This is a genomic window from Moorena sp., from assembly GCF_982860115.1.
Window position 1 is genome coordinate 25,629 of sequence record NZ_CEYLVT010000030.1, and the last position, 22,969, is coordinate 48,597.

At 43.6% G+C, this 22,969-nt stretch carries 16 protein-coding genes; 8 read left to right on the forward strand and 8 right to left on the reverse strand.

Going from position 1 to position 22,969, the window contains the following annotated elements:
• Positions 1–514: 514 nt before the first annotated feature.
• Both AC4II3_RS07835 and AC4II3_RS07840 read right to left on the reverse strand, forming a co-directional pair.
• Positions 515–1,078: a hypothetical protein gene (locus AC4II3_RS07835; RefSeq protein WP_488007440.1), complete on the reverse strand. Its 564-nt coding sequence runs from the start codon at positions 1,076–1,078 to the stop codon at positions 515–517.
• A 418-nt stretch (positions 1,079–1,496) separates the two neighbouring features.
• Positions 1,497–4,052, reverse strand: a complete 2,556-nt coding sequence (locus tag AC4II3_RS07840) for a DUF7925 domain-containing protein (protein WP_488007438.1) — start codon at positions 4,050–4,052, stop codon at positions 1,497–1,499.
• A 1,654-nt stretch (positions 4,053–5,706) separates the two neighbouring features.
• On the opposite strand from AC4II3_RS07840, the gene AC4II3_RS07845 reads away from it, so the two are divergent.
• Positions 5,707–7,443, forward strand: a complete 1,737-nt coding sequence (locus AC4II3_RS07845; RefSeq protein ID WP_488007436.1) for a two-component system response regulator — start codon at positions 5,707–5,709, stop codon at positions 7,441–7,443.
• A 358-nt stretch (positions 7,444–7,801) separates the two neighbouring features.
• Here the strand turns inward: AC4II3_RS07845 and AC4II3_RS07850 are convergent, their stop codons facing one another.
• Positions 7,802–8,044, reverse strand: a complete 243-nt coding sequence (locus tag AC4II3_RS07850) for a NifU family protein (protein WP_070395210.1) — start codon at positions 8,042–8,044, stop codon at positions 7,802–7,804.
• A gap of 132 nt (positions 8,045–8,176) precedes the next feature.
• On the opposite strand from AC4II3_RS07850, the gene AC4II3_RS07855 reads away from it, so the two are divergent.
• The 3 genes from AC4II3_RS07855 to AC4II3_RS07865 all read left to right on the forward strand — a co-directional run bounded on the left by AC4II3_RS07855 (position 8,177) and on the right by AC4II3_RS07865 (position 11,243).
• Positions 8,177–9,898: a glycoside hydrolase family 57 protein gene (locus tag AC4II3_RS07855; RefSeq protein WP_488007434.1), complete on the forward strand. Its 1,722-nt coding sequence runs from the start codon at positions 8,177–8,179 to the stop codon at positions 9,896–9,898.
• 295 nt (positions 9,899–10,193) lie between these two features.
• Positions 10,194–10,931, forward strand: coding sequence for a 2-phosphosulfolactate phosphatase family protein (locus tag AC4II3_RS07860; protein WP_488007432.1), 738 nt, complete (start codon positions 10,194–10,196; stop codon positions 10,929–10,931).
• 96 nt (positions 10,932–11,027) lie between these two features.
• Complete coding sequence (locus tag AC4II3_RS07865) at positions 11,028–11,243, forward strand: hypothetical protein (protein WP_488007430.1); 216 nt, start codon at positions 11,028–11,030, stop codon at positions 11,241–11,243.
• 72 nt (positions 11,244–11,315) lie between these two features.
• Here the strand turns inward: AC4II3_RS07865 and pheS are convergent, their stop codons facing one another.
• The gene (gene pheS / locus AC4II3_RS07870; protein WP_488007428.1) at positions 11,316–12,317 is read right to left on the reverse strand and encodes a phenylalanine--tRNA ligase subunit alpha; all 1,002 of its coding nucleotides are present in this window, start codon (positions 12,315–12,317) and stop codon (positions 11,316–11,318) included.
• 171 nt (positions 12,318–12,488) lie between these two features.
• Here pheS and surE point away from each other — a divergent pair, with 171 nt between their 5' ends.
• On the forward strand, positions 12,489–13,301 hold the full coding sequence (gene surE, locus AC4II3_RS07875) for a 5'/3'-nucleotidase SurE (RefSeq protein WP_488007426.1): 813 nt from the start codon (positions 12,489–12,491) through the stop codon (positions 13,299–13,301).
• 370 nt (positions 13,302–13,671) lie between these two features.
• Here the strand turns inward: surE and AC4II3_RS07880 are convergent, their stop codons facing one another.
• From AC4II3_RS07880 to AC4II3_RS07890, 3 genes are all read right to left on the reverse strand, one after another.
• Positions 13,672–14,277 (reverse strand): HD-GYP domain-containing protein, encoded by a 606-nt coding sequence (locus tag AC4II3_RS07880; RefSeq protein WP_488007424.1) that lies wholly within the window; start codon positions 14,275–14,277, stop codon positions 13,672–13,674.
• 244 nt (positions 14,278–14,521) lie between these two features.
• A complete protein-coding gene (hflX, locus tag AC4II3_RS07885; protein ID WP_488007452.1) occupies positions 14,522–16,243 on the reverse strand; it encodes a GTPase HflX in 1,722 nt (573 codons plus the stop codon).
• Between the two features lie 296 nt (positions 16,244–16,539).
• The gene (locus AC4II3_RS07890; protein WP_488007422.1) at positions 16,540–17,874 is read right to left on the reverse strand and encodes a molybdopterin molybdotransferase MoeA; all 1,335 of its coding nucleotides are present in this window, start codon (positions 17,872–17,874) and stop codon (positions 16,540–16,542) included.
• 255 nt (positions 17,875–18,129) lie between these two features.
• Here AC4II3_RS07890 and AC4II3_RS07895 point away from each other — a divergent pair, with 255 nt between their 5' ends.
• The 3 genes from AC4II3_RS07895 (at position 18,130) to AC4II3_RS07905 (ending at position 21,658) form a co-directional block, all read left to right on the forward strand.
• Positions 18,130–19,485, forward strand: coding sequence for a MurT ligase domain-containing protein (locus AC4II3_RS07895; RefSeq protein ID WP_488007420.1), 1,356 nt, complete (start codon positions 18,130–18,132; stop codon positions 19,483–19,485).
• Positions 19,486–19,644: 159 nt separating this feature from the next.
• Positions 19,645–20,472 (forward strand): Uma2 family endonuclease, encoded by an 828-nt coding sequence (locus tag AC4II3_RS07900; protein WP_488007418.1) that lies wholly within the window; start codon positions 19,645–19,647, stop codon positions 20,470–20,472.
• 16 nt (positions 20,473–20,488) lie between these two features.
• Complete coding sequence (locus AC4II3_RS07905) at positions 20,489–21,658, forward strand: DUF58 domain-containing protein (protein WP_488007416.1); 1,170 nt, start codon at positions 20,489–20,491, stop codon at positions 21,656–21,658.
• 69 nt (positions 21,659–21,727) lie between these two features.
• Here the strand turns inward: AC4II3_RS07905 and AC4II3_RS07910 are convergent, their stop codons facing one another.
• Complete coding sequence (locus tag AC4II3_RS07910) at positions 21,728–22,858, reverse strand: RNA-guided endonuclease InsQ/TnpB family protein (RefSeq protein ID WP_488007414.1); 1,131 nt, start codon at positions 22,856–22,858, stop codon at positions 21,728–21,730.
• Between the last annotated feature and the right edge of the window lie 111 nt (positions 22,859–22,969).

Consider the following 22,969-nt stretch of genomic DNA (forward strand, 5'->3'; position numbering starts at 1 on the left):
TTTTTTTTCTATAAAAAACGCAAATTTAAGCAAAAAATAGCGCAAATTGCGCTTATATTTTTTTCATTATTTATGTTTTATTAAAACTTATAATGCTATAGTTTTTAGGTTTTAGACTATAGTAGTCTGACCTACTATGAAGCGAAATAGCTACAATAACAATGGTGTAAAATGCTGTAAGACGCTTTTTCCTAAAATCTCTAATTCCTAATTATCATTATTAAGACTTATCATTCATTAAATTGTAAGTTTTAATAATGAATTTATTTAGCCAAATAAAAACTGTTAAAACGAACAGAGTGAGTAATATTAGCTATTCAATTAATTCTTTAATTCCCTGTACTTATGTTATAAAAATAAATAACATAAGTATTATCTTAAGTGATTAGTCATTAGTCTTTATTTATGAGTTTTTATTTATAAGTCACTTGTAATTAATAATATTTAATTTGTATTTACAAATGACCAATTGCTAATGACTAATCATTAATCACTAATCGCTAATTGTTAATTACTAGCGAACAGTGACATCATAAGATGCTTCTAAAACTGCTTTGGGATCGAGGGCTTCGGGAAACTCAAAGCGAACGTGAGTGTAAGCTGAAGCAGGGGCAGGTTTAGTTTCTACTGTGCCATCTTCAAGGGTGACTTCAATAGTAGGTTGTTCTATAAAAGTCTCTCCATTATCAATGCTGTAAGTTATCGTTGCTCCATTGCTGTTGCTAGCAGAATCAAGGATATACATGGTAGCGCGTGGAATGGGTTGAGTAACCATCAGATTGTCAGCTTCCACTTCCCCAGAATTTTCACCTTTGACAGTGTAACGAAGGGTATCTCCTGGTTTGACAATGGCTTTGTTCTCTAGGGATTGCCAAGTAATATTTTCTTTACCTTCAGTATCAACTTCTACTATCTTCTTCTTAGCCACTAATTTCAACTGCACTTTGGGGCGCATGATGTTTTGGACAATCACTTCCCCAGCTTCCTGTAAACCAGCTAATACAGGAGTCTTACCTACAAAAGGCACAGCAACAATTAATGCGATCGCACCCAAACCTAGAATTGATGAACGTTTCATTTGCAATAAACCTCTTGAGAATTAGAACAATTTTATAGAACGCTGAAGGTTGAAGGGTGAAGTAGGAAGGCTGTGGGCTGGATAGCGTTCCCGTAGGGTAGCCTGAAATAACTTGATTAGTCGCTCACTAAAGCTTGACTCAAAACGTGGTCAAGAACTAGGAGTTACACGTATCATGTCATAATTCCTACTTCATACTTCATACTTTCTACGTCATATAGCGTTTGTATTTGAGATGTAAACCTGTATCGTCTTTTTTTATTGTCCAATCAAACTCCGTATCTCTTTCCCCTCCTGGGAGGGGTTAGGGGTGGGTTCCTATTGCTAGCTTGCCTATTGCTAGCTTGCCTTTTTCGGCAATAGGTGTGTTTACAACCTAAATACAAACGCTATACTTCCTACTTCAGACCATCAAGGATTAGTCAACCTTACGACGGAAGACAAAGGATCCATTGTCGCCAGGAGCAACAGTACCAACTTCATTGACATACCTAGTCACTTCTTCACCGCTAGCTGGGTCACTATTTCCAAAGGATAAGGTATTGTTGAAGTACTCCACATCACCCTGAGATGGCTCAGTTCCCTGCTCGTGAGTGGTTACAGTAACCCAGTTGTTAGGAGCTGCAGTGCCATCCTCAGTAATGGTGAAGTTGTTAGCATCCAAAACTACGTTACCAGCACCCACTAGTGGTTCAGAGATATTGGTGTAGGTAATTCGGTACTCGATAAACTGACCAGGCTTAGCCCCTTCTGTGAGGGTACCTTCCTGATCACCTGTGGGATCTCCGCCCGTGAAGTCCTGAATCACTGTTACACCATCAGTATCCAGAATCCGAGCTTCTTTCAGCATCTGCATATAACCAGTGTAGGGACGGTCAATAGTGATGTTGAAGACGGTTTCTTGAGTGACATCAAAGTCTCCGTTCGGGTTGTTGTCCACAAAAGCAACAATCGGAATCCCGTAACCCTGAACTTGAGCTGTCTCAGGTAAGTCAACAATTACCTCGTAATCCAATTGCTGACCTGGTGTGAGAGTACCAACATTAACCGCTGGATCCGTAGTGGTAAAACCGCCAGCTGCAGTGTAGGTATAGGTTGCTTCCTGAACATCACCTGTCTCTGGCTCGTACCTGATCGTGACCGTAGTGTTATCAGGAATCTGGTTATCTGGTCCAAAGTCTACTGGAGTGGTGAATTGAGGATTAACTTGAGGGTCATTAGTCGCCGCATTACCGACTGAAGGCGCAATTGGCAACAAGGTTACGTTATCTAAATTAGTAGCATTGGGGTTCTCAACGGTATTGTCGAAGGTCACCGCACCTGGGTCAATGTCGATACCCTGAGCTGTTCCAGCTGGAATAGTTGTGGACTGGTTAGTGAAGTCATCATTGTCATTGGTTGGACCAATGGCGTTGGGTCGATTCTCTGGACCATTCAGGATTTGACTGGTAGTCTCAATGTCTGCAGTAATGGTAACTACAGTGTCTTCACCCTTAGGCCCTTCACCTGTGTTGTCATTGTCTTCATCAACACCATCAGCACTGGGATTGGCAATACCAAGGTCTGTAGCTGGGTTGAAGTCGGTACCAGTCTCATCCGGTGGTGTACCATCATCATTGTAGTTGTTGGGATTTTGGTCACCGGATTCATCGTAGACCACTTCATCCGTTGGGTCACCGACAGTTTCACCAAATGCCTGAGCAATGTTAGCAACTTCACCACCAGCAACGGGCAACCCACTGGTGATTACACCAAAGCTGAAGCCATCGGTATCACCTTCAGTGGAGGTTCCTGCAGTAATAGGACCTTCAGCAATGAAACCAATACGCTTAATCAAATTAGCAGCTGGCGGAGTAATAGACCAGTCTACGCTCAGGGCGTCACGACCAGTCACCGCTGGGTCATCAGTAGAGTAGACCACTGTCCAGCCATCTGGCGCAGTAGGCGTTACCTCATCATCAAATTCTGTATTTTCGGGAATGACATCAGAAACCAAGACCCGCTGGACTGGCGCACCATCAAGGGTAATAGCAGTTCCTTCGAGATCCGCAGCTTGGAAATTAATCGCTGGGTTAGAGGATTCAACCCGGAAGTCTAAGCGATAAGTAATTTTATCATCGCTAGCATCATCAGGCGAGCCATTGTTATTAACTAGTGCAATATTACTCTCAGGTATGATTCGCTTGAGAACAGTGATGGTGGCTAGTTCCTTAATCTCTGTAGCGAGTAAGACCTCTTGGAACGCAGCAGCCTCACGCTCACCATTGACTGGAGCTTCGGTAGGATCAGCATCTACGGTACGAACTTCGTTATCATTGGGACCATCATCAGCATCCGGCTGGTTTTGAGTAGCAGGACTGTTGTCGTTAGCTCCGGTATCACCTAACTGGACATTAATCGGAAGTCCTGCTTCATCTTCAATAACTGTACCTGTAACCCTTACTTTAATACTTTCATCAGCAGGAATGGGACCGGGTATTGTAGCTGGTATTGCAGTTTGTGTATTGAAACCAGTTGGTGGAATAGTTGTCTCGAAATCGCCATCCCCATTCAAGTCAGCTGTGACTGTTATAGTCGCAGGATCTAAACCAATGGTGGTAATGTTATCAATACCAGGAATAGCAATATTGGTTTCTTCGTTACCAATGTTGGTAATCTGGAAGTCAAATTCCAGAATATCACCAGTAGCAATACTACCGAGGTTTTCGTCATTAACACCATCAGGTGTAACCAACAAACCAGCAACTTCAGCGACCTCAACGATTACGGTGTTTGAGGTCGCGTCGATGGTAACCCCTGGATTGTTGGGGTCTTCATAGGTAGCTTCCGACTGGTTAATAATCTGTACACCAGCATCAGTTCCATCCGCAAATACAGGTACTGCTAGCTGAAACAAACTACCGAGAATGAGGGAAGCACTGACTAATGGTCGTAAGTATCTACGACGAAGCTTCGTTGACTTTCGTTGAGCCATGGAGAATTTTTCCTAAATTGAGAACACAAAGATATATAAATAGTCCCTGGGTCTAGGATGATACTGACCCTGGTTGTTAGCTAGTAGCTTGTTTTTCAGCTAGGCTAGCCTTCAATATCTAGGAAAACTCACCTATACTACTTTCGGCATTCGAGATTTAACGGATTTTCTAGGGTAGTCATCCTGAAATGCATATGTAAAAATACGTAATAGCTCGTAAACTATCAGCCATAAGTACTAAATATTGACTGCAGTTGCTTTTTTTTTCTATTAGCAGGTTATAGTACTGGAGTCATTGCTATAACTAGCGATAACAAGGGGGTTACAGCAGTAGATAGATGACTTATAGGTATGAATTCAGGGTCAATGTGGGTGATGTTAGCTATATCGAAGGGCGTAAGTAAAATAACTATAACCTATCTAAGTTAAATTAAGTGATTATGCCCATACTTATTTAGTCATACGGTTGATGCGCTAATCCTCTCCTGAGGTAACAATAGATTAATTAATAACTGATATCGTGGTTTAGGTGTGAGGAAAATTATAATGATTAACTCTATGAGTTATTGGAATAAAAATTACTTAAAATTCAATAATTATATAGCCAAAATAAATAGGTTGTGAACGATCAGACGGACAATAGACCAGCACTACAATAACTTTTGGCCTTCTGGGTGTTTACAAATCGTTTATAAACCCGCTTGGTAAGCTTAGTAAGTTGTTAACCATCTAATTGGCACAGCAAAAGTTACAGGGTGATGTTGAGGCTTGACTGAGGGTTAAGGGTTAACCGCCCTTCGAGCTTGGTTGCGGGGCAATCAGGGTGGATCCCTGCTTACTGCTAATGCCTATTAATCAGCCTCTACATGAAAAGCTATCAATTTAAATGTGCCCTTTTAATGATTATCATCTTCTTTATCTACCAAATTCAGCAAAATTATGCTGAATTACAGTCCAATTATCCCAAAAATAAGTTTTGATAAAACTACCGGATGGATAGCTCATAAATCTTGACGGCTGATTAATCGCTAATTAATCATAATCGAATTTAAGTAAAATCCTTTAAAAACTTTAAAATACTTACACGTGCTTTAACCCATTGTGTACAAATGTTTATTGACACAAGGTAGTGATAAAGTTGACTCTTTTTTAAATATCGAATAACCCCTATGCTAGCGATAGTTATTCATTAATTATTCTTTAATAAGACTCAAAAAATAATGTGAATTTTTGGTGAATATCATTACAATTGTTAATTCTTATACAAAGCCGCCCCTATATTACCCCTTAATTATCAAAGATAAGCATATTTTTTTATTTCTATAAAGAAAAATTTATAGTAAATTAAGATACTAATATACTCAGTTAATAGTTCCAAATAACTACCAACAGAAAACAATGATGAAGTATCTACTTACCTCATTACTAATACCAAGTCTAGGTAACATACCTCCCAATACTACTGAGTTAGTAGCCGACACCTGTACCGAAACGCAGCTACACCAAAGAAACCTGCTTTCGCTACTGTGATCGGACTGTGGGCGATCCCTTGCAGTCTTGAAATACCTCGTTCTATCTTTACGCTGTTCCTTCGCAAAACCCTGTTCAAGGTCACCTTTTATGTCCACTACACCTGATTTAAGTCCAAACCAGTATGAATAAGATTCTAGTAATTGAAGACGAGCCAATAATTCGGAAGAAGCTCCTTACCCTGCTCAAAGCAGAAGGGTTTGAAACGATTAGTAGTGACAACGGTAGCAGTGGAGTCAAGCTTGCTCAAAACCAGCAGCCAGATTTAATTATTTGTGATATCATCATCCCTAAGCTAGATGGTTATGGTGTTTTAAAGACTCTACAGCAACATCCCGTAACTGCTGCGATTCCCTTTATTTTCCTCAGCTCCAAAGCTGACTGGTCAGATTGGCGTATGGGCATGAGGTTAGGAGCTGATGATTATCTGATCAAGCCTGTTAAGCGCCAGGAATTGCTAGATGCGATCGCTACTCGACTACAAAAACGACTTTATCAAACCAAGTGCCATCATCTTGAACTGAAAAAAGTGCAAGCTCAACTGGACTATCTACTCCGTTATGACCAGGTTACTAACTTACCGAACCGACTTTTGCTAGAAGAGCGATTTAATCAACTACTGATACAACGACAGGGACGTTATCGTCGTATGCCAGTGCTGTCTTTAAGTTTTGACCAACTTAATCAGATCAACAATACCCTAGGCCCTGTTAGTGGTGATTTGTTACTTCAGGCAGTGGCCAAACGACTTCTTGGTAGGGTTGGACCTTTGGATACAGTGGCTAACTTAGGGATAGATCAATTTGTGATCTTGCTAGCTACTACAATTAACCAGACAGAGATAGGGCTGATGGCGGAAACACTGATCGATGCTTTATCCTTACCCTTTACTATAGGAGAATATGAGATTGTCCTGACCCCTAAAATCGGCATTGCCTGCTTTGGTAGGGATGCCCTTGATCTAAATACCCTGATCACCCATGCCAACCGAGCCAGACAAAATGCTGGACAAAAAGGACAGAAGGCTTACGAATTTTATATTGCCTCGATTGGTGACAAATCCCAACAAGCCCTATGGCTAGAATTACAATTGCGCCAAGCATTGCAAAAGGATGAACTTCAAGTTCACTATCAGCCCAAAGTAAATCTGAGAACTGGAGAAATCGAGGGAGCAGAAGCCTTAATCCGTTGGCATCATCCAGAATTGGGAGCAATCTCTCCAACTAAATTCATTCCCCTAGCTGAGAAAACTGGTTTGATTGTGCCTCTAGGAGAGTGGGTACTCCGAAAAGCCTGTACCCAAGCCAAACTCTGGCAAACTCAAGGCTTGTCCCCAGTACAAATCGCTGTAAATTTATCGGGACATCAGTTTAATCAACCCAATCTCAGTGACTCCATCGTAGCAATTCTTGAAGAAACCGAACTTGACCCGAGATATTTGCAATTGGAATTAACCGAAAGTACCCTCATGGAGAATCCAGACCATGCGATCGCTACCTTAAAACAGTTAAAGTCCCGTGGTATTCAGATCTCCATTGATGATTTTGGAACCGGTTACTCTTCTCTGAGCTATCTGAGACTATTTCCCTTTGATGTGTTAAAAATTGACCGTTCTTTCGTTTGCCAACTTACAGAGGATGTAAAAAACGAAGCCATTACTACTGCGATTTTGCAAATGGCTCACAGTCTCGACTTGAAGGTGGTGGCGGAAGGGGTCGAGACAGCTAGCCAACTGGCTTTCCTGTGTGGTCATAAGTGTGATGAAATTCAGGGTTATTGCTTCAGTCCTCCATTATCGGCTCCAACCTTCACAGAATTGCTGAGTACTGGTAAAAGGCTTTCAATCTCTTCTCTGGGATGAATTATTTTTTTATTAATTAAGCCATTAGTTATTTGATTACTTTATTTCTTAGTTGTTAGTAAGACATCCCATAAGATTTGACAATGAATTGTCAAAAACAGTTACAGTTATTTTAAATTGCCCAAAATCCCTATATAGTTTATTATATCTTTTCTCTTTTATTTTCCATGTAAGCCTTTCCATAAGAGATTATTTTAACAAATACAATGTAAATTTTATAGCGGTTAGCAATGGTTTGAAAGACAGATATTTTTTAGGGACACGATCTGATCGTGCCCCTACTGTTTCCAATCGATATCAGAGCAAGTATAACCGCCTAAAAACTCAGCACTCCGCACTAATTAACTGAGTATTGAGCTTATATTACTTGCTCGACTTCAGCGATTTCAGGGATAAATTCCCTTAAGCGGCGCTCAATCCCCATTCTCAGGGTCATGGTAGAGCTAGGGCAAGACCCGCAGGCTCCCTGGAGTCTTAATTTAACAGTCGGACCATCTAACTCAACTAGCTCCACATTACCACCGTCAGCGATCAGGTAAGGACGCATCTCATCCAGGACTGTTTCAACATTTTCTGGAGTGAGTGCCATTGTTTCTGACATAATAAACCTCAACTACATTGTAATTTCATGATAACTATGTTAATGGTAGCTTTCTGTGAGAAATGACTAATGACTAAGGACTGATGACTGATGACCGATATCATGGTTAAGGTTTAGGATAGCGATCGCACCATGTCTCATCCTCTATACGTTGCCTTTATCTGGCATCAGCACCAACCGATTTATAAATCCCACAAGGGTGCCTCGGTGGCATCAGGCCAATATCATCTACCTTGGGTACGCCTACATGGCACGAAAGATTACCTAGATTTGGTGCTGCTCCTAGAGAGCTACCCTAAGTTGCATCAAACGGTGAATCTAGTACCAACTCTAATTTTGCAACTAGAAGATTACATTGATGGTACTGCTTTCGATCCTTATCTGACCCTAGCGCTAACCTCCACTGAACAACTGACTCAACACCAGAAGCAATTTATTATCGAACATTTCTTTGATGCCAATCACTACACCCTGATTGACCCCCATCCCCGCTATCGGGAACTGTATGAGAGCCGCCAAGATCAAGGGAAAGAGTGGTGCCTAAACAATTGGACATTAGAGGATTACAGCGATCTACTAGCATGGCATAACCTAGCGTGGATTGATCCGTTGTTTTGGGATGATCCCGATATTGCTAGATGGTTGGAGCAGGGGCGAAACTTCACTTTGTCAGACCGACAGCGCATTTACTCCAAGCAACGCGAAATCCTCAGCCGCATCATCCCCCAGCACCGGAAAATGCAAGATGCTGGTCAACTGGAAATAACTACAAGTCCCTATACTCACCCTATTCTACCGTTGTTAGTGGATACGAATTCTGGTCATGTAGCTGTTCCTGAGATGAGTCTACCCCAACAGCGATTTCAGTGGGAGGAGGATATTCCCCGACACCTCCAGAAGGCTTGGCAGATGTATACAGAAAAATTTGGACGAGCTCCACGTGGGCTATGGCCTTCCGAACAGTCAGTCAGTCCTGAAATTTTACCTTACATTGCCGAAGCTGGGTTTAATTGGATGTGCTCTGATGAATTAGTATTGGCTTGCAGTATCAACCACCATTTCCATCGGGATAAGAGGGGGAATGTTACCGAACCAGAGTTACTTTACCGCCCTTATCGTCTAGAAACAGAACACAAAGACCTAGCGATTGTGTTTCGAGACCACCGCTTATCAGATTTGATTGGCTTTACCTATGGGTCAATGTCGCCGACTAAGGCAACGGCTGATTTGGTAGGACATTTAGAGGGGATTCGCGCTTCCCTTGCGATCGCAGAGTGTAACCCTGACACCTCGAAACCCCAGCAATCTGAGGCTTGCAGCGGTTTAGAACAGCCTTGGCTAGTCACGATTGCTTTAGATGGAGAGAATTGCTGGGAAAACTATTCCGAAGATGGTTTACCCTTCCTCAAATCCCTCTATCAAACTCTGAGTGATCATCCTCATATCAAACTCGTAACGGTTTCTGAGTTTATTGAACAATTTTCCCCTACAGAAACTATTCCGGTAAGTCAACTACATAGTGGTTCCTGGATAGATGGTAGCTTCACCACTTGGATTGGTGACCCAGTCAAGAATCGAGCTTGGGACTTACTAAGTGCAGCACGACAAACCTTAGCCAAGCATCCAGAAGCCACGGAAGAAAATAATCCAGAAGTTTGGGAAGCTTTGTATGCAGCAGAAGGTTCTGACTGGTTTTGGTGGTTTGGTGAGGGTCATTCCTCCAACCAAGATGCCGTCTTTGACCAGCTGTTCCGGGAACATTTGTCGGGGATTTACCGAGCACTGAATGAGCCCATGCCACCTAATCTCAAACACCCCTTAGAAACCGAGGAACTCACTCCGCCGAGAGCATGATCGAGAAGACTTTATCCATCCGATCATTAATGGCAGAGGCGATCAGCAAGACTGGGCTCCTGCGGGTCGCCTTGAGATTGGGGGTGCCAGAGGTACCATGCATCGTAGTTGTTACATTCAAAGACTCTGGTATGGTGACCTTGATTTAACCGACTAACCAATATACTATAATCTGTGGCTGTCGTGCCCGATAAATTGGGCTGCCATTAGGCTGGCTAGTTTAATCTCCAAGATTAATTAGGCTGGTTATGTCAACGAAAATCTCAGCAGTCCAAAAACCAACTATATCCAAGCCGTGAAGCTATCTATCTACCACACCCCGGAAGAAACTCCCACAGACACCTTACCAGACTGTGCGATCGCAATTGATGTCCTGCGAGCCACGACTACTATGGCTACAGCTTTAAATGCTGGTGCTGAAGCCGTGCAAGTGTTCAGTGATATCGACCAGTTAATGCAAATCAGCGAACAATGGCCCACTGACAAACGGCTAAGAGCTGGGGAAAGGGGTGGCAAAATGGTAGAGGGCTGTGATATGGGTAACTCGCCCTTGATTTGCACACCTGAGCGAGTAGAGGGAAGGCGACTATTCATCAGTACCACCAACGGTACCCGTGCCTTACAGCGTGTCCAAAATTCCCCGGTAGTCCTAGCCGCCGCCTTAGTGAATCGTGTGGCAGCAGTGGAGTATTTACTGACCCACAAACCAGATACTATTTGGCTAGTGGGGTCAGGTTGGGAAGGAGCCTACTCCCTAGAAGACACGGTTTGTGCTGGGGCAATTAGTCAAAGACTTATGGAAGAAACCGGAGACTCAGTAGATGACATGGCTGGTAATGATGAAGTAATTGGTGCGATCGCACTTTACTCCCAGTGGCAAGATAAATTACTAGAGATGTTCTATCACGCTAGTCACGGAAAACGCCTGCTGCGGCTCAATGGTCATGAAGATTTAAAGTATTGCGCTCAAACTGATGTATTAGACGCTTTACCGATTCAGAAAGAACCAGGGGTTTTGGTTAAAAACAGTTAACAGGTAACAGGCAAACAGGTAACTAGATCTTTTTTGCTGTTTTAGTGTGCCTAGACAATTATTTTTGAATTTTCAGATATCCTCTAATTTTTGGGAATGAACTCACCAGAATTAAATTCACTTAGCGAATTTCTCCAAGGACTAAGTGAAGAAGACTTAGCTAAACGATTAGGAGTGGCACCAGCAAAACTCCAAGAATTAAGAGACAAACCTGATTTTAAGCAGTGGAGTCAGGATAAAGACCCAGAATCAGTTTCCTGGCGATATCAGAAGGATAAGCAACGCTATATCGTCAACTTATCCTTTGGATGATTCTGGTTTACCTTGTGATTTTTTTTTGATTAATGGTAGTTTCGTTGGATGGATCAGTAACGCTATTCAATACTAAAACTGCTTCAAAAAGCGCAAATCACTGTTATACAAGCGACGAATATCATCAATCTGGTGCAATACCATGGCAAAACGTTCTACTCCAAAACCAGCAGCGAAACCTGTATAAATTTCAGGGTCATAGCCTACAGCCTTGAGTACATTGGGGTCAACCATACCGCAACCCATCACTTCTAACCATTTTCCCTTCCACTGCACATCCACCTCTGCGGAAGGTTCAGTGAAAGGAAAATAACTGGCACGGAAACGTACTTCTAACTCTTCCCCAAACATTGCTTCCAAAAATTCCTTAAGGGTTCCTTTGAGGTCGGTAAAGGTTATCCCTTCATCCACTGCCAACAGTTCTATCTGATGGAACACTGCCGAGTGGGTAGCATCTACGGTATCCCGTCGATAAACTCGACCCGGTGCCACAATCCGAATCGGTGGCTCATGGTTTTCCATGTAGCGAATCTGTACCGAAGAGGTATGGGTACGCAGCAAATTCCCATCCGGCAAGTAGAAGGTATCTTGCATATCCCGAGCCGGATGGTCAGGGGGAGTATTAAGGGACTCAAAGTTATAGTAATCTGTCTCCATCTCTGGGCCAGTAGCAATGGTGTAGCCTAAACCAACAAAAATATCTAAGGCCCGATCAATGGTGCTATTGAGGGGGTGAATTCGACCTTGGGGACGATATACCCCTGGCATAGTCACATCCAGGGTTTCTGAACGCAATTTTGCCTGAATTTCAGCTGCTTTCAGGTCTTGGAGCCTCTGCTCTAGGTTCTGCTGGAGGGTTTCTTTGACAACATTTGCGATCGCACCAATCTGAGGTCGGTCTGCTGGTGCTAACTTACCCATTCCCCGCAATATCTGAGACAGTTGCCCTTTCTTGCCTAGGTAATTAATGCGCAACTGTTCCAATTGTTCCAAGGTATCAGCAGAAGCGATCGCAATGGTTGCTTCTTCTTTGAGTGTAGCTAGTTGGGTCTCAATCTCGTTGAGGCTTGTCATCAGTAATTTTAGGTTATTAAGAGAAGAACCGGAAACCCCTGTCATTTATGCAGGACTGTTTCATTTTACTGAAAAAATTGTCGGCTGAGTGGGGTAAACGGTCTTAGAGTATATCAATTTCAGATTAAAATCGAACAGCGACTTTTATCTTTGGCTGCAGTATCCTATCTCATGAAATTGCTCATCAGCAACGATGATGGTATCTTTGCCCTTGGTGTACGTACCCTTGCCAACACCCTCGCTGAAGCGGGGCATAATGTTACCGTAGTATGTCCTGACCGAGAGCGATCAGCAACTGGTCACGGTTTAACCCTCCATGACCCGATCCGTGCTGAAGTTATAGATCACATCTTTCATCCCAAGGTTACTGCTTGGTCTTGTTCTGGAACCCCTTCAGATTGTGTAAAGCTGGCTTTGTGGGCATTAATGGATAGCGCACCAGATTTAGTGCTTTCTGGGATTAACCACGGCTCTAACCTGGGTACTGATGTGCTCTACTCTGGCACTGTCTCAGCCGCTATGGAAGGGTTAATCGGAGGGATTCCCAGCATTGCCTTCAGTCTAGCCACCTACACCTCAAAGGAGTTTCAAGTAGCGGCTTCATTTGCAAAAACTCTCCTAAATCAGCTGTCAGAGCAACCTTTACCAAAAACAACATTACTCAATGTCAACGTGCCACCTGTGAAGCTCTCAGAAATAGCTGGGATTGCCATCACCCGTCAAGGGGTTCGTCGTTATATCGAGAATTTTGAGAAACGAGTTGATCCTCGTGGCAAAATCTATTACTGGTTAGCTGGTGAAGTTATTGAGGATGTTGAACAACCCGATCATATTCACTTACCTCAAGATATCCCTACTGATGTTCAGGCAATTCGCGACAACTACATTACCATCACCCCTCTACAATATAACCTTACTGATACTCCTAGGGTGTATCACTTGCAGCAGTTGAAACTGTCTCAGGATGAAGGATGTTCGCCCTAGGCGTCCCTTGTAGGGTAGGATTAAGGATGAAAGATGAAGGATGAAGAATAAAGTTTTGAGAAATGTTCCTTTTCTGAATTTATATTGACAGCGGATTTCTATAACCATTGAAGCAGGTATTGATGAGATGCTTCGTAATTGTAAGACCCGTTGGCAATAGCTTAAGAAAGAAAAAGGTGAAACCAACTATAGCAATCCTATATGATTCGTGAAATATATTGCCCGAAGCTATCGCTATAACCTTTGCCCAGTAAAGATTTACGATTTTGCATATTTTACAAATGATTTAGGATTGCTATAGTCAACTATTTTATTAAACTTTACACCTTAAACTTTACTTTTTAAAGTTTACACCTTTGACATTTAACCTTCAACCACCGCCTCGATAGTATAGTTCAAGAAAGCGGAAAAACTTTTCACAGAGTTCTGGATCTCTTGCCCCAAGGTTTATTTCTTTGGTAATTTCTGCTACCGCCTGTTTCCAGTAGGGGCGAATGCCTGGGGGGTCACTACGGTTACGATATAGCCGCTTGCTGATGATAGCATCTGCCGCATTCACCAGCTGAAAGACCTGAACAATGTAAGGAATTTTCTCACCACGCAACCCATCCGGATAACCAGTGCCATTCAGCCTCTCTTGGTGGGTACGCACTAAGAATGCAAACTCCTTCAGGAGCGGATGCTGGTTACAAATCAGTTCTGAAACTTCAGGATACTCCTTAACTTTTGTCCACTCCTTTTCTGTAAGCCGCCCTGTTTTGAACAGGATCTGATCGGGAATGCTAATTTTCCCTAAACCGTGGCAATAGCACAAAAAAACTAGCTGACGCATTGCTTCTGGCTCTAAGTTTAACCAGCGCCCAAAATGCATGCACATAGTTCGCAGACGATAGCACCTTAAGCCAATCGGGACGTTGCGAGCCAACTGGATTTGTTCAAGGAAATTTAGGATATCGGCGTCCCCAGAACGAAGCATCAAATTTTGAAGTTGGTTTTGATTTTAACAATTAAATTATCCCTATCTATTAGCTTAAAGATGTGAATTTTTTATGAAGCTAATCCAGTTTATTAAGTCTTTGTACCATAGTGGTAGTCCTCTAGAAGTAGTGAGAGACGTTGGAAAAATCCACTCTTAGCAAGAAAGAAAACGGCAATAATACTACTTGTTTAAAAGTAGCTAACTTCCGATTTTGGTGAATTTTTCATGACCCTGAGTCAGTTTATTGAGTTGCGATCGCATAGTGAACTAACTCAACTAGTTTCTGACGCAATGTCTCCAGTCCAAGACGTTTACTAGCAGAAATAAACACTCCTTGAGGAAATTCTTCTTTCGCTAACGCTAGGGTATCACTGTCTACTTGATCAATTTTATTAAATGCCACTAAAATCGGTCCTGGTGTAATGGGCATATCCCTGAGAATGGCCATTACAGAACGAATGTGACTAGCCCACGCTGAATGGGATAAATCCACTAAATGCAGCAAAGCATCTGCTTCTGTTACTTCTTCGAGGGTAGCCCGAAATGAATCTACTAAGGGTGGGGGTAACTCGTGAATAAACCCTACCGTATCGATCAATAGCATAGCGCTAGATTTACCCGTTACTGAGTCAACAATAGGTAAGCGTCGGGTGGTGGGGTCAAGGGTAGCAAATAACTGGTCAGCGGTATAAACTTCAGCATTGGTTAGGGTATTCAACAGGGTAGATTTACCGGCATTTGTATAACCAACGACCGCCACTGTCGGAACGTCCTGTTGCTGACGGCGCTGCCTTAACCTTGACCGATGAGCCTGTAATTGGTTTACTTCTTGTTGAAGTCGGGTAATTCGACGCTGAATGGAACGGCGTTCGGTTTCCAGTTTGGTTTCACCCGGACCACGAGTACCAATGCCACCCCCTAACCGGGACATCGCCTGACCCCGACCAGTAAGGCGAGGCAACATATATTCTAGTTGTGCCAGTTCCACCTGCAATTTACCAGCACGGGATTGAGCTCGTTGGGCGAAAATATCGAGAATCACTTCAGTACGGTCTACAACCCGAACACCAATTTGGGATTCTAGGTTGCGAGCTTGCGCTGGTGATAGGTCGCGGTCAAATACTACCAGATTAGCGGCTAGGGTTTGGGTAGTCAGGGCAATTTCTTCGACCTTACCGCTACCAACTACTGTTTGGGGATGAGGATGCGTACGCTTTTGCTGGATTACCCCTAATACTTTTCCACCAGCGGTTTCCACCAACCGCCCAATTTCTGCTAAGCCATCTTCAAATCGCTCTGGGCTGATTTTTTCAGTCATTAATCCTATAATCAGCACCCTATCTTGGTCAACATCAACTTGCTGAGCCACAAATTGCCGTCGAAACTCAGCTTCTAGCTCTTCGACCAATTCCTGGAAATCCTGGTTGGTCAGAATATCCAGGCTCATGGGTGATGATACACTCCAATTGAAGAGTTGAGAGTCTACCTTATTTTTTCCTTCTGAGTTACTAGGAGGGAGTAAATGTGCAAGATAGGTTTCTTTGATATAACCTGTTGCTCCACCACCCCGCCTTATCATACCTGATCCAGTAATCGTAATTACCACCAATGCATCCAATCGCTGAATTGCCATAGCCGTGAGGGTAGATTCTCTAGGGGTTTCTGATTTGAGCTGAGTGGCAATACAGCGAATCCCGCACAATCGTTCAGCACCGTAACGGGGCAATTCCAGGGGAGGAATTTTGGTCTGAGTAGGGGTACCTACAGCCACACGAATCACTTGTCCCCGGCGATTGATGTAGGTGCATAGGGGCTGTTGAATATCTGTGCTAATGGCTGCAACACGTTGAGCAAACTCCGGTGTAGTCAAATTATCGCTAGGTAAGCGTTGGTGATACAACCGTTTGAGTTGCTTGATCTGGCTAGGCTTAAGACCTTGAAGATTACCGTAGATAGTATCGATAGGCGCTACTGACCAGTAACCTGGTTTCCAAGACTACTCTATCTATTTTAAGACTTACAAACCAAAAATCCGGCTTTGCTATGGGTATAGGGTGATGGGGTGGGTGACCGGTTGACCGGGTGTGGCCAGCTTGGGGTTAAACCGTTAGCCAACAGAACTTATCCACCAAGACCCTTAAAACCCAGTTTCTGGTTATATCAAATCCGGATAATTGCCCACATTTACGATATCTAGACAAAATCTTTCTCTCCCTGTTCCCCTCCTCCCCTGCTCGCTTCACCAGGAAGTATGGTTATTCAACCGGATTTGATATTAGCTTTTGCCCTAGCCAAACCTTCCCCTACCTGTAAGACTAATACTGATTCACCAGCCCGAATCAAGGTTTTACCGATTGGCACCAGCGCTAGACCATTGGTATGAGCAAGATTAATCAAATTACCAGAACTATGACTACCACTGGCCAGATGAAATTCGTGGTTACCAGCTGCATCTAAACACAGTTGTCCCCACAGGTAAGTTTCCCGGCGTCCACCGGCATGTAAGTCATTAGATGCGATCGCTTTGACAAAAACTGGTTTGGATACTTCCTCAGGTAAACCAGATAGTTTTAACAGTGCTGGTTTAACAAACCGCCAACAACTGACTAGTGCTGAAACGGGATTCCCAGGTAGACCAAAGTAAAGTACTGGACGTTTTGAACACGAAGGAGTACTAGAAAGGTCACTGTCTTCTGGGGAATTAGGCAAGGGGGAGGTAAAGGTAGCAACTGTTAGGGGTTTACCGGGTTTAACGGCAACAGAGTGGATGTGAATCTCTGCCCCGAGCTGGGCTAAGATTTGGTCTACATAGTCATAATCTCCCACTGATACACCGCCAGTAGATAGAACCATATCTGCTTCGGAGATAGCGTTTGCGATCGCATTTTTTAGAGCGTCTGGCTGATCGCGCACAATCCCCATAGGTATGGGTACTCCCCCCAATAGCGAGACAAAGGTAGCCAAGGCATACTGATTAGAATCCACAATTTGACCAGGTTTTAGGGGTTGGTCAGGGGTTACTAGCTCGTTGCCAGTGGAAAAAATTGCCACCCGAGGACGCCGATACACTGTCAATTGGTTACACTGAGCTGCAGCTAAGACGGCAATTTCTGGAGCACCAAGCCTAATTCCTGGTTTCATAAGACTGGTTTGGGCTTGGTAAAAAGATCCCCGATGACGGACAAAGGCTTGGGGTTGGGGAGCCTCCAAAATCACCACTTGGTTGTCCTGGAGCTTGGTGTTTTCTTGGATCACCACCGTATCAGCTCCTTTTGGCATACAACCTCCAGTAAAAATCCGTGACGCTTGTCCGGGTTTGACTTCACATTGGGGTTGATATCCAGCAGGGATTTCTTCGACAATAGTTAAAACTACTGGTTGTTCGCGATTGCAGCATTGGACATCGCTATAACGCACGGCATACCCATCCATGGCTGAATTATCCCAGTGCGGAAAATCTAAGTTACTGGTCAGTGTTGCTGCCAGAATTCTATTAGTAGCAGCGGATAGTTCTACCACCTGTGTTTCCAGCCGTGGGTCAAAGGGTTGAACCAAATTGAGAATGATTGACTCTGCTTCTTGAACTGGTAGCATTGCCTATTAAGTATCAAAGATGAACGATGCAGCACTATTGCATGAAGGACAAAGTGAAGGACTTGCGCTCTGGTGCGCGTCAAATCTTCTCTAATTATCCTCTTAGGTGCGCTTTCCGTTGGCGAATTAAATTCGCCACGGGTCGCACCTCTTAATCAATGGTAGGTTTTTAGCTTTGATCGGAAGTTTCGATTCTGATCGGTTCATCTTTTGTTCCAACTGTTTAATTCACGAACAACTTGTAGCTTTCATCCCGTGACTAGATCAATTATCGATAGATTACGATTAGGGTTATCCGTAGGCATTGCCAAAACCGTCACCGCTCTGGTTCGGTTATTAAACCTAGGGGCAGCAAGTGTTCTGCCTGGAGCAATTGCCCGTCGTCTCCAGCCTCAAGTCCTGCCGTTACTCTTAGATCAGGTCAGACGAGGTGTGATTCTAATTGTTGGTACTAACGGTAAAACTACCACCTCTCTACTTCTATGCACTATCCTGGAAGACCTTGGTTGGCAAGTTGCTCACAATAGTACTGGGGCAAATTTGATTAATGGCTTAGTGACCGCACTCCTAGTTCATACCAATGGCATTGGTCAGTTGGATGCTGACTACGCCCTTTTGGAAGTGGATGAAAATGTGCTGCCCTTAGTATTGCTTGATTGTCAGCCTAAGTTTATTTTGGGCTTAAACCTGTTTCGTGACCAGCTCGATCGTTATGGCGAAGTGGATACCATTAGCCGTCGCTGGCAAAATGCGATCGCTCCGTTACCTCAGGAAACCGTTGTGGTTTTAAACGGCGATGACCCTACCCTTTCTTACCTCGGTCAACAGTTACTCCAGAGAGTTCTTTTCTTTGGGTTAAGTGAGCCAGATGCCTATCTTGATGAAATTCCCCATGCCGTTGACTCAATTTACTGCCCCAGTTGTGGACATCCCCTGGACTATGAGGGGGTTTATCTGTCCCATCTAGGAGACTATCACTGTCCTCAATGTGGCTTTAGTAAACCTCAACTCGGAGTCAATAGTAGCCAGTGGCCACAAATATTAATTGGTATCTATAACAAATACAATACATTGGCAGCGGGATTACTAGCCATAGAGATGGGAATTGAGCGGGATACCATCTACAACAGTATTAAAACCTTCCGCGCTGCCTTTGGACGAGCAGAAGAATTAGTTGTGGATGGGAAGCGGGTTCGGATTCTGTTATCCAAAAATCCAGTAGGGATGAATGAAACGATTCGGGCTGTAAATGACTTGCAAAAACAAGGTGGAGCATCCACTAAGCTAGTGGTACTCAATGACCGGACCCCCGATGGCACAGATGTGTCTTGGATTTGGGATGTGGATACAGAGAAATTAGTGAACTCAGGGGGAACTGTAGTAGTCAGTGGGGATCGCGTTTATGATATGGCAATCCGTCTACAATACAGCCAGAATCAAGACCAGAATCAAGACCAGACTAATTGCCAATTGATTATTAAAGAAGATTTATCAGACGCGATCACTACCGCTTTGGAACAAACTCCAGATCATGAAACCCTTCATATTTTGCCTACTTATTCTGCCATGTTGGAAGTGCGGGGACTTTTGACTGGGCGCAAAATTTTGTAGCTGTCTGTAAGGGAGTTATTATCAAGTGCTCAACGCCCTAGACTGAATGCTTTAGTTAATGCTTGTAAGGGAGATAATTGGAAATTTTATTAATTCCTGACTCATGAAAAATTCTGCCAAAATAAATCTATACCACCAGTAGAAGCCGATCAAGAAACCATGACTCAAAGTATTGACCCGGTTGTTTTACCTCCTCCTTTCCCAGATCACACCCAACTACCAGAATCAGATGGAAGTTTTGTGAAGAATTTTCAGGAACACCCCCAAAGCATATTACTGACAGATTCGATTGGACCAGTTTTACAGCAAATCCATCCTGATGGACACTATGCCATTGGGCAAGACTGTGGTATTTATTGGCGAGAAACTGACCCACCCGAAAAAGGAGCAGAAGCTCCTGACTGGTTTTATGTTCCCAATGTTCCCCCTAAGTTAGATGGTGAAATTCGCCGTTCCTACGTTATATGGCGAGAATATATCGCTCCTTTAATTGCTCTTGAATTTGCCAGTGGGAACGGGGAAGAAGAACGAGACCAAACTCCTCTATCCCGAAGTGAGGAAGGAAAAGTAACTAAACCAGGAAAATTTTGGGTTTATGAGCAGATTATACGCATTGCCTATTACGGTATTTATGAAATCAAAACTGGTAACTTGGAGGTCTATGAATTCCTTAAAGGTTTCTATCACAAAATGAAGCCCAACCAGCGAGGTCATTATCCCATTGAACCATTAGGAATCGAATTGGGACTGTGGCAGGGAACCTATCAAAATCAAAACCAACTCTGGTTAAGGTGGTGGGATAACCAAGGTAATCTATTGCTGATTGGTAATGAGCGGGCGGAAGTAGAACGTGGACGAGCTCAAAAAGCTGAACAGGCAATCTTCGAGGCTGTGCCCCGTTTCCTGAAGATGGGACTAACAGTGGAACAGGTAGCAGAAGCCCTTAGCTTGAGTGTAGAACAGGTACGAGAACAAGTTGAGGGTTGAATAACTGTAAAAAGTCATGAGCGTTATCAAACAAACCACCGAATGGTTAGAAACCAACTGGGTTAATCCCGCCTATGGAGGTTTTCTTTTAGCAGGAATTGCCATTTGTTTCTTTGGCGCTGCCACCAATACCATGGCAGGATGGCTCTATGTGATCAGTGCGATTATTTTTGCCCTACTGGTAATTGCCGCTATCTTGCCAATGCGATCGCTTAACCATCTATCAGTACGCCGACGTCCAATCTCACCGGTCAGTGTGGGAGACCAGTTAACCATTGAACTAGAAATCGAAAACCCCACCCTCCGGCCTCAAACCCTATTAGAAGTTCAGGATATGCTCCCACCAGAACTCGGAGCAATGACCAAAACACCAGTAGCTAGCATTCCAGCCCAAAGTGTCCATCGCTGGGTTTATTACCATCCCACCGCCAAACGAGGAGTCTATCGGTGGCACCAGGTACAATTGAGAACTGCCACACCCTTGGGATTATTTTGGTGCCGTCGCCGTCGATATGCCAGTGCTAGGGCAGTAGTTTATCCCACTGTACTTCCCCTTACTCGCTGTCCCCTAGTGGATGAAATTGGTAAAGAGGACAGTATGCAAGTCCAAAGCGATCGCAAATCTCAATCACTTAGCCAAGACCTTACCAAAGCACTACGACCTTACCGAGTTGGTGACCCTACCCGTCTGATTCATTGGCGCACCAGTGCTCGTTACGGTGAATTACTGGTACGGGAGTTAGAAGTATTGACTGGTTCTCAAGAAATTATCATCTGCCTCGATAGCTCCAGTCAATGGCATCCGGAAGACTTTGAACAAGCAGTTATTGCTGCTGCTTCTATGTACTCCTATGCTTGTCGGACTCAGCCAAATGTGAAATTCTGGACACCGATAACAGGGTTATTGCACGGTAACTCAGTAGTGTTAGAAGCCCTTGCTGCCACCCAAGCCGGAGTTGATGGGAAAGCTGAAGAGCAACTCTACCTACCCCCTTACCTACCTTTGATCTGGCTGACTCAAAATCCTGTTAGTCTTAACTCCCTACCCCCTGGAAGTCGTTGCTTACTTTGGCCAAAAGATGTATCCGTGGGGAAGCCAGTCCAACAACTTAAGCGCGATAGTTTGGGAATTGTAATTAATACGACTGAGCCCCTAAAACCCCAGTTACAGCAACCGATACGATAGCAAATAAGCTGTGAAACGCAACGGAGCTAAGGTCAGGTTGTTTGCAGTCTGGTGCAACATTTAACCTGTCTAAACCTGCTCATCAGCAGGAATGACCTGTATAGCACCAGGTAAAAACCTGGTGGTTGTTGCCGACAAAGCGCGGATCATTATGTTCCGTGCGCCATTCCAATCCCGTGGTAAAGAGAAGCCACATTTTGGGCATTGGAATTTTTTACTGCCGCCTAATTTTTCGTGAATTTGACCACATTCTGGGCAAGTTTTACTGGTGTAAGATTCGTTAACTAAGACAACCAAAACATCATGACGAGCTGCCATTTGAGTTAAGTGCTGGCGAAACTTATAGTGACTCCAAGTGAGCATGTTACGAGCTGTTTTCTTGTTTAATTTCCTAGCTGACTTTACTACCATCACAGATGTCTCAAACGTTGGTAAAAAGATCAGCTTGTAATTATTGACAAGGAAATAAGCTGACTTGTTATGGCAGTCTTTGATTAGATTTTGAATCTTTTGGCGTAAACGATGAGCAGCATTTTTCATTGCTGCGCTTTGGCGCACGCTTCGCGAACGTCTCTGTCTTTTTGCAGAGCTTAAGTCAATACGACTCATCAACCGATCTAGTTGCTGACAGAGTCTTTGAATCCTGCCAATATCCCCAGAGCCTATTTCTAGGTAATTTTTCCCGTCAAAACCAGTAAGAAATGTCCTAACACCTGGATCTAAAGCTATTACTTTATCCTTTCTGGTTGGAGTAGGCTCAATGTATTTTGGAAAAATTCCGTACCATTTACCTTTGATCCAAACCAATTGAGTACCGTAGATGCATTCATCGGGAAAACCTTGAGGTGAACGAAAGGACAGACCTTTTACTTTGGTGGGATACCAAGAACCTTTTTTGAAGTCTCCAACTTTGAATTTGATTACTTGAGTGATCTGCCGACAGGATTTAAATTTTGCAAAACCTCCATTGACATTGGCTTGTTTAACCGCATCGATCCCATCGGCAACAGCTTCTTGTAATTGGTGCCCTGGTAGGGTTTTTACCCACTCTGGTCTATGAGATTTTCTAGCCAGTTTTTGTAGGTCATAAGTACTACCTTGATAGCCGTTTTTGATAGCAGCGATCGACCAGTTGTAAATCCATCTATATGCATTAAGCCAAGTCTTCCAAACCCTGTGAAGCTCTTTAGATGGAAACACCCTGAGCCTCAAGACACTGTTTGGTGTCAACTTCATCGTCTGGTTCCGGGGTTTTATCTTGTACCGCTTGCGTGACTTGCTTTTGATATTTTCGGAGTCCGTAAAGCCTAG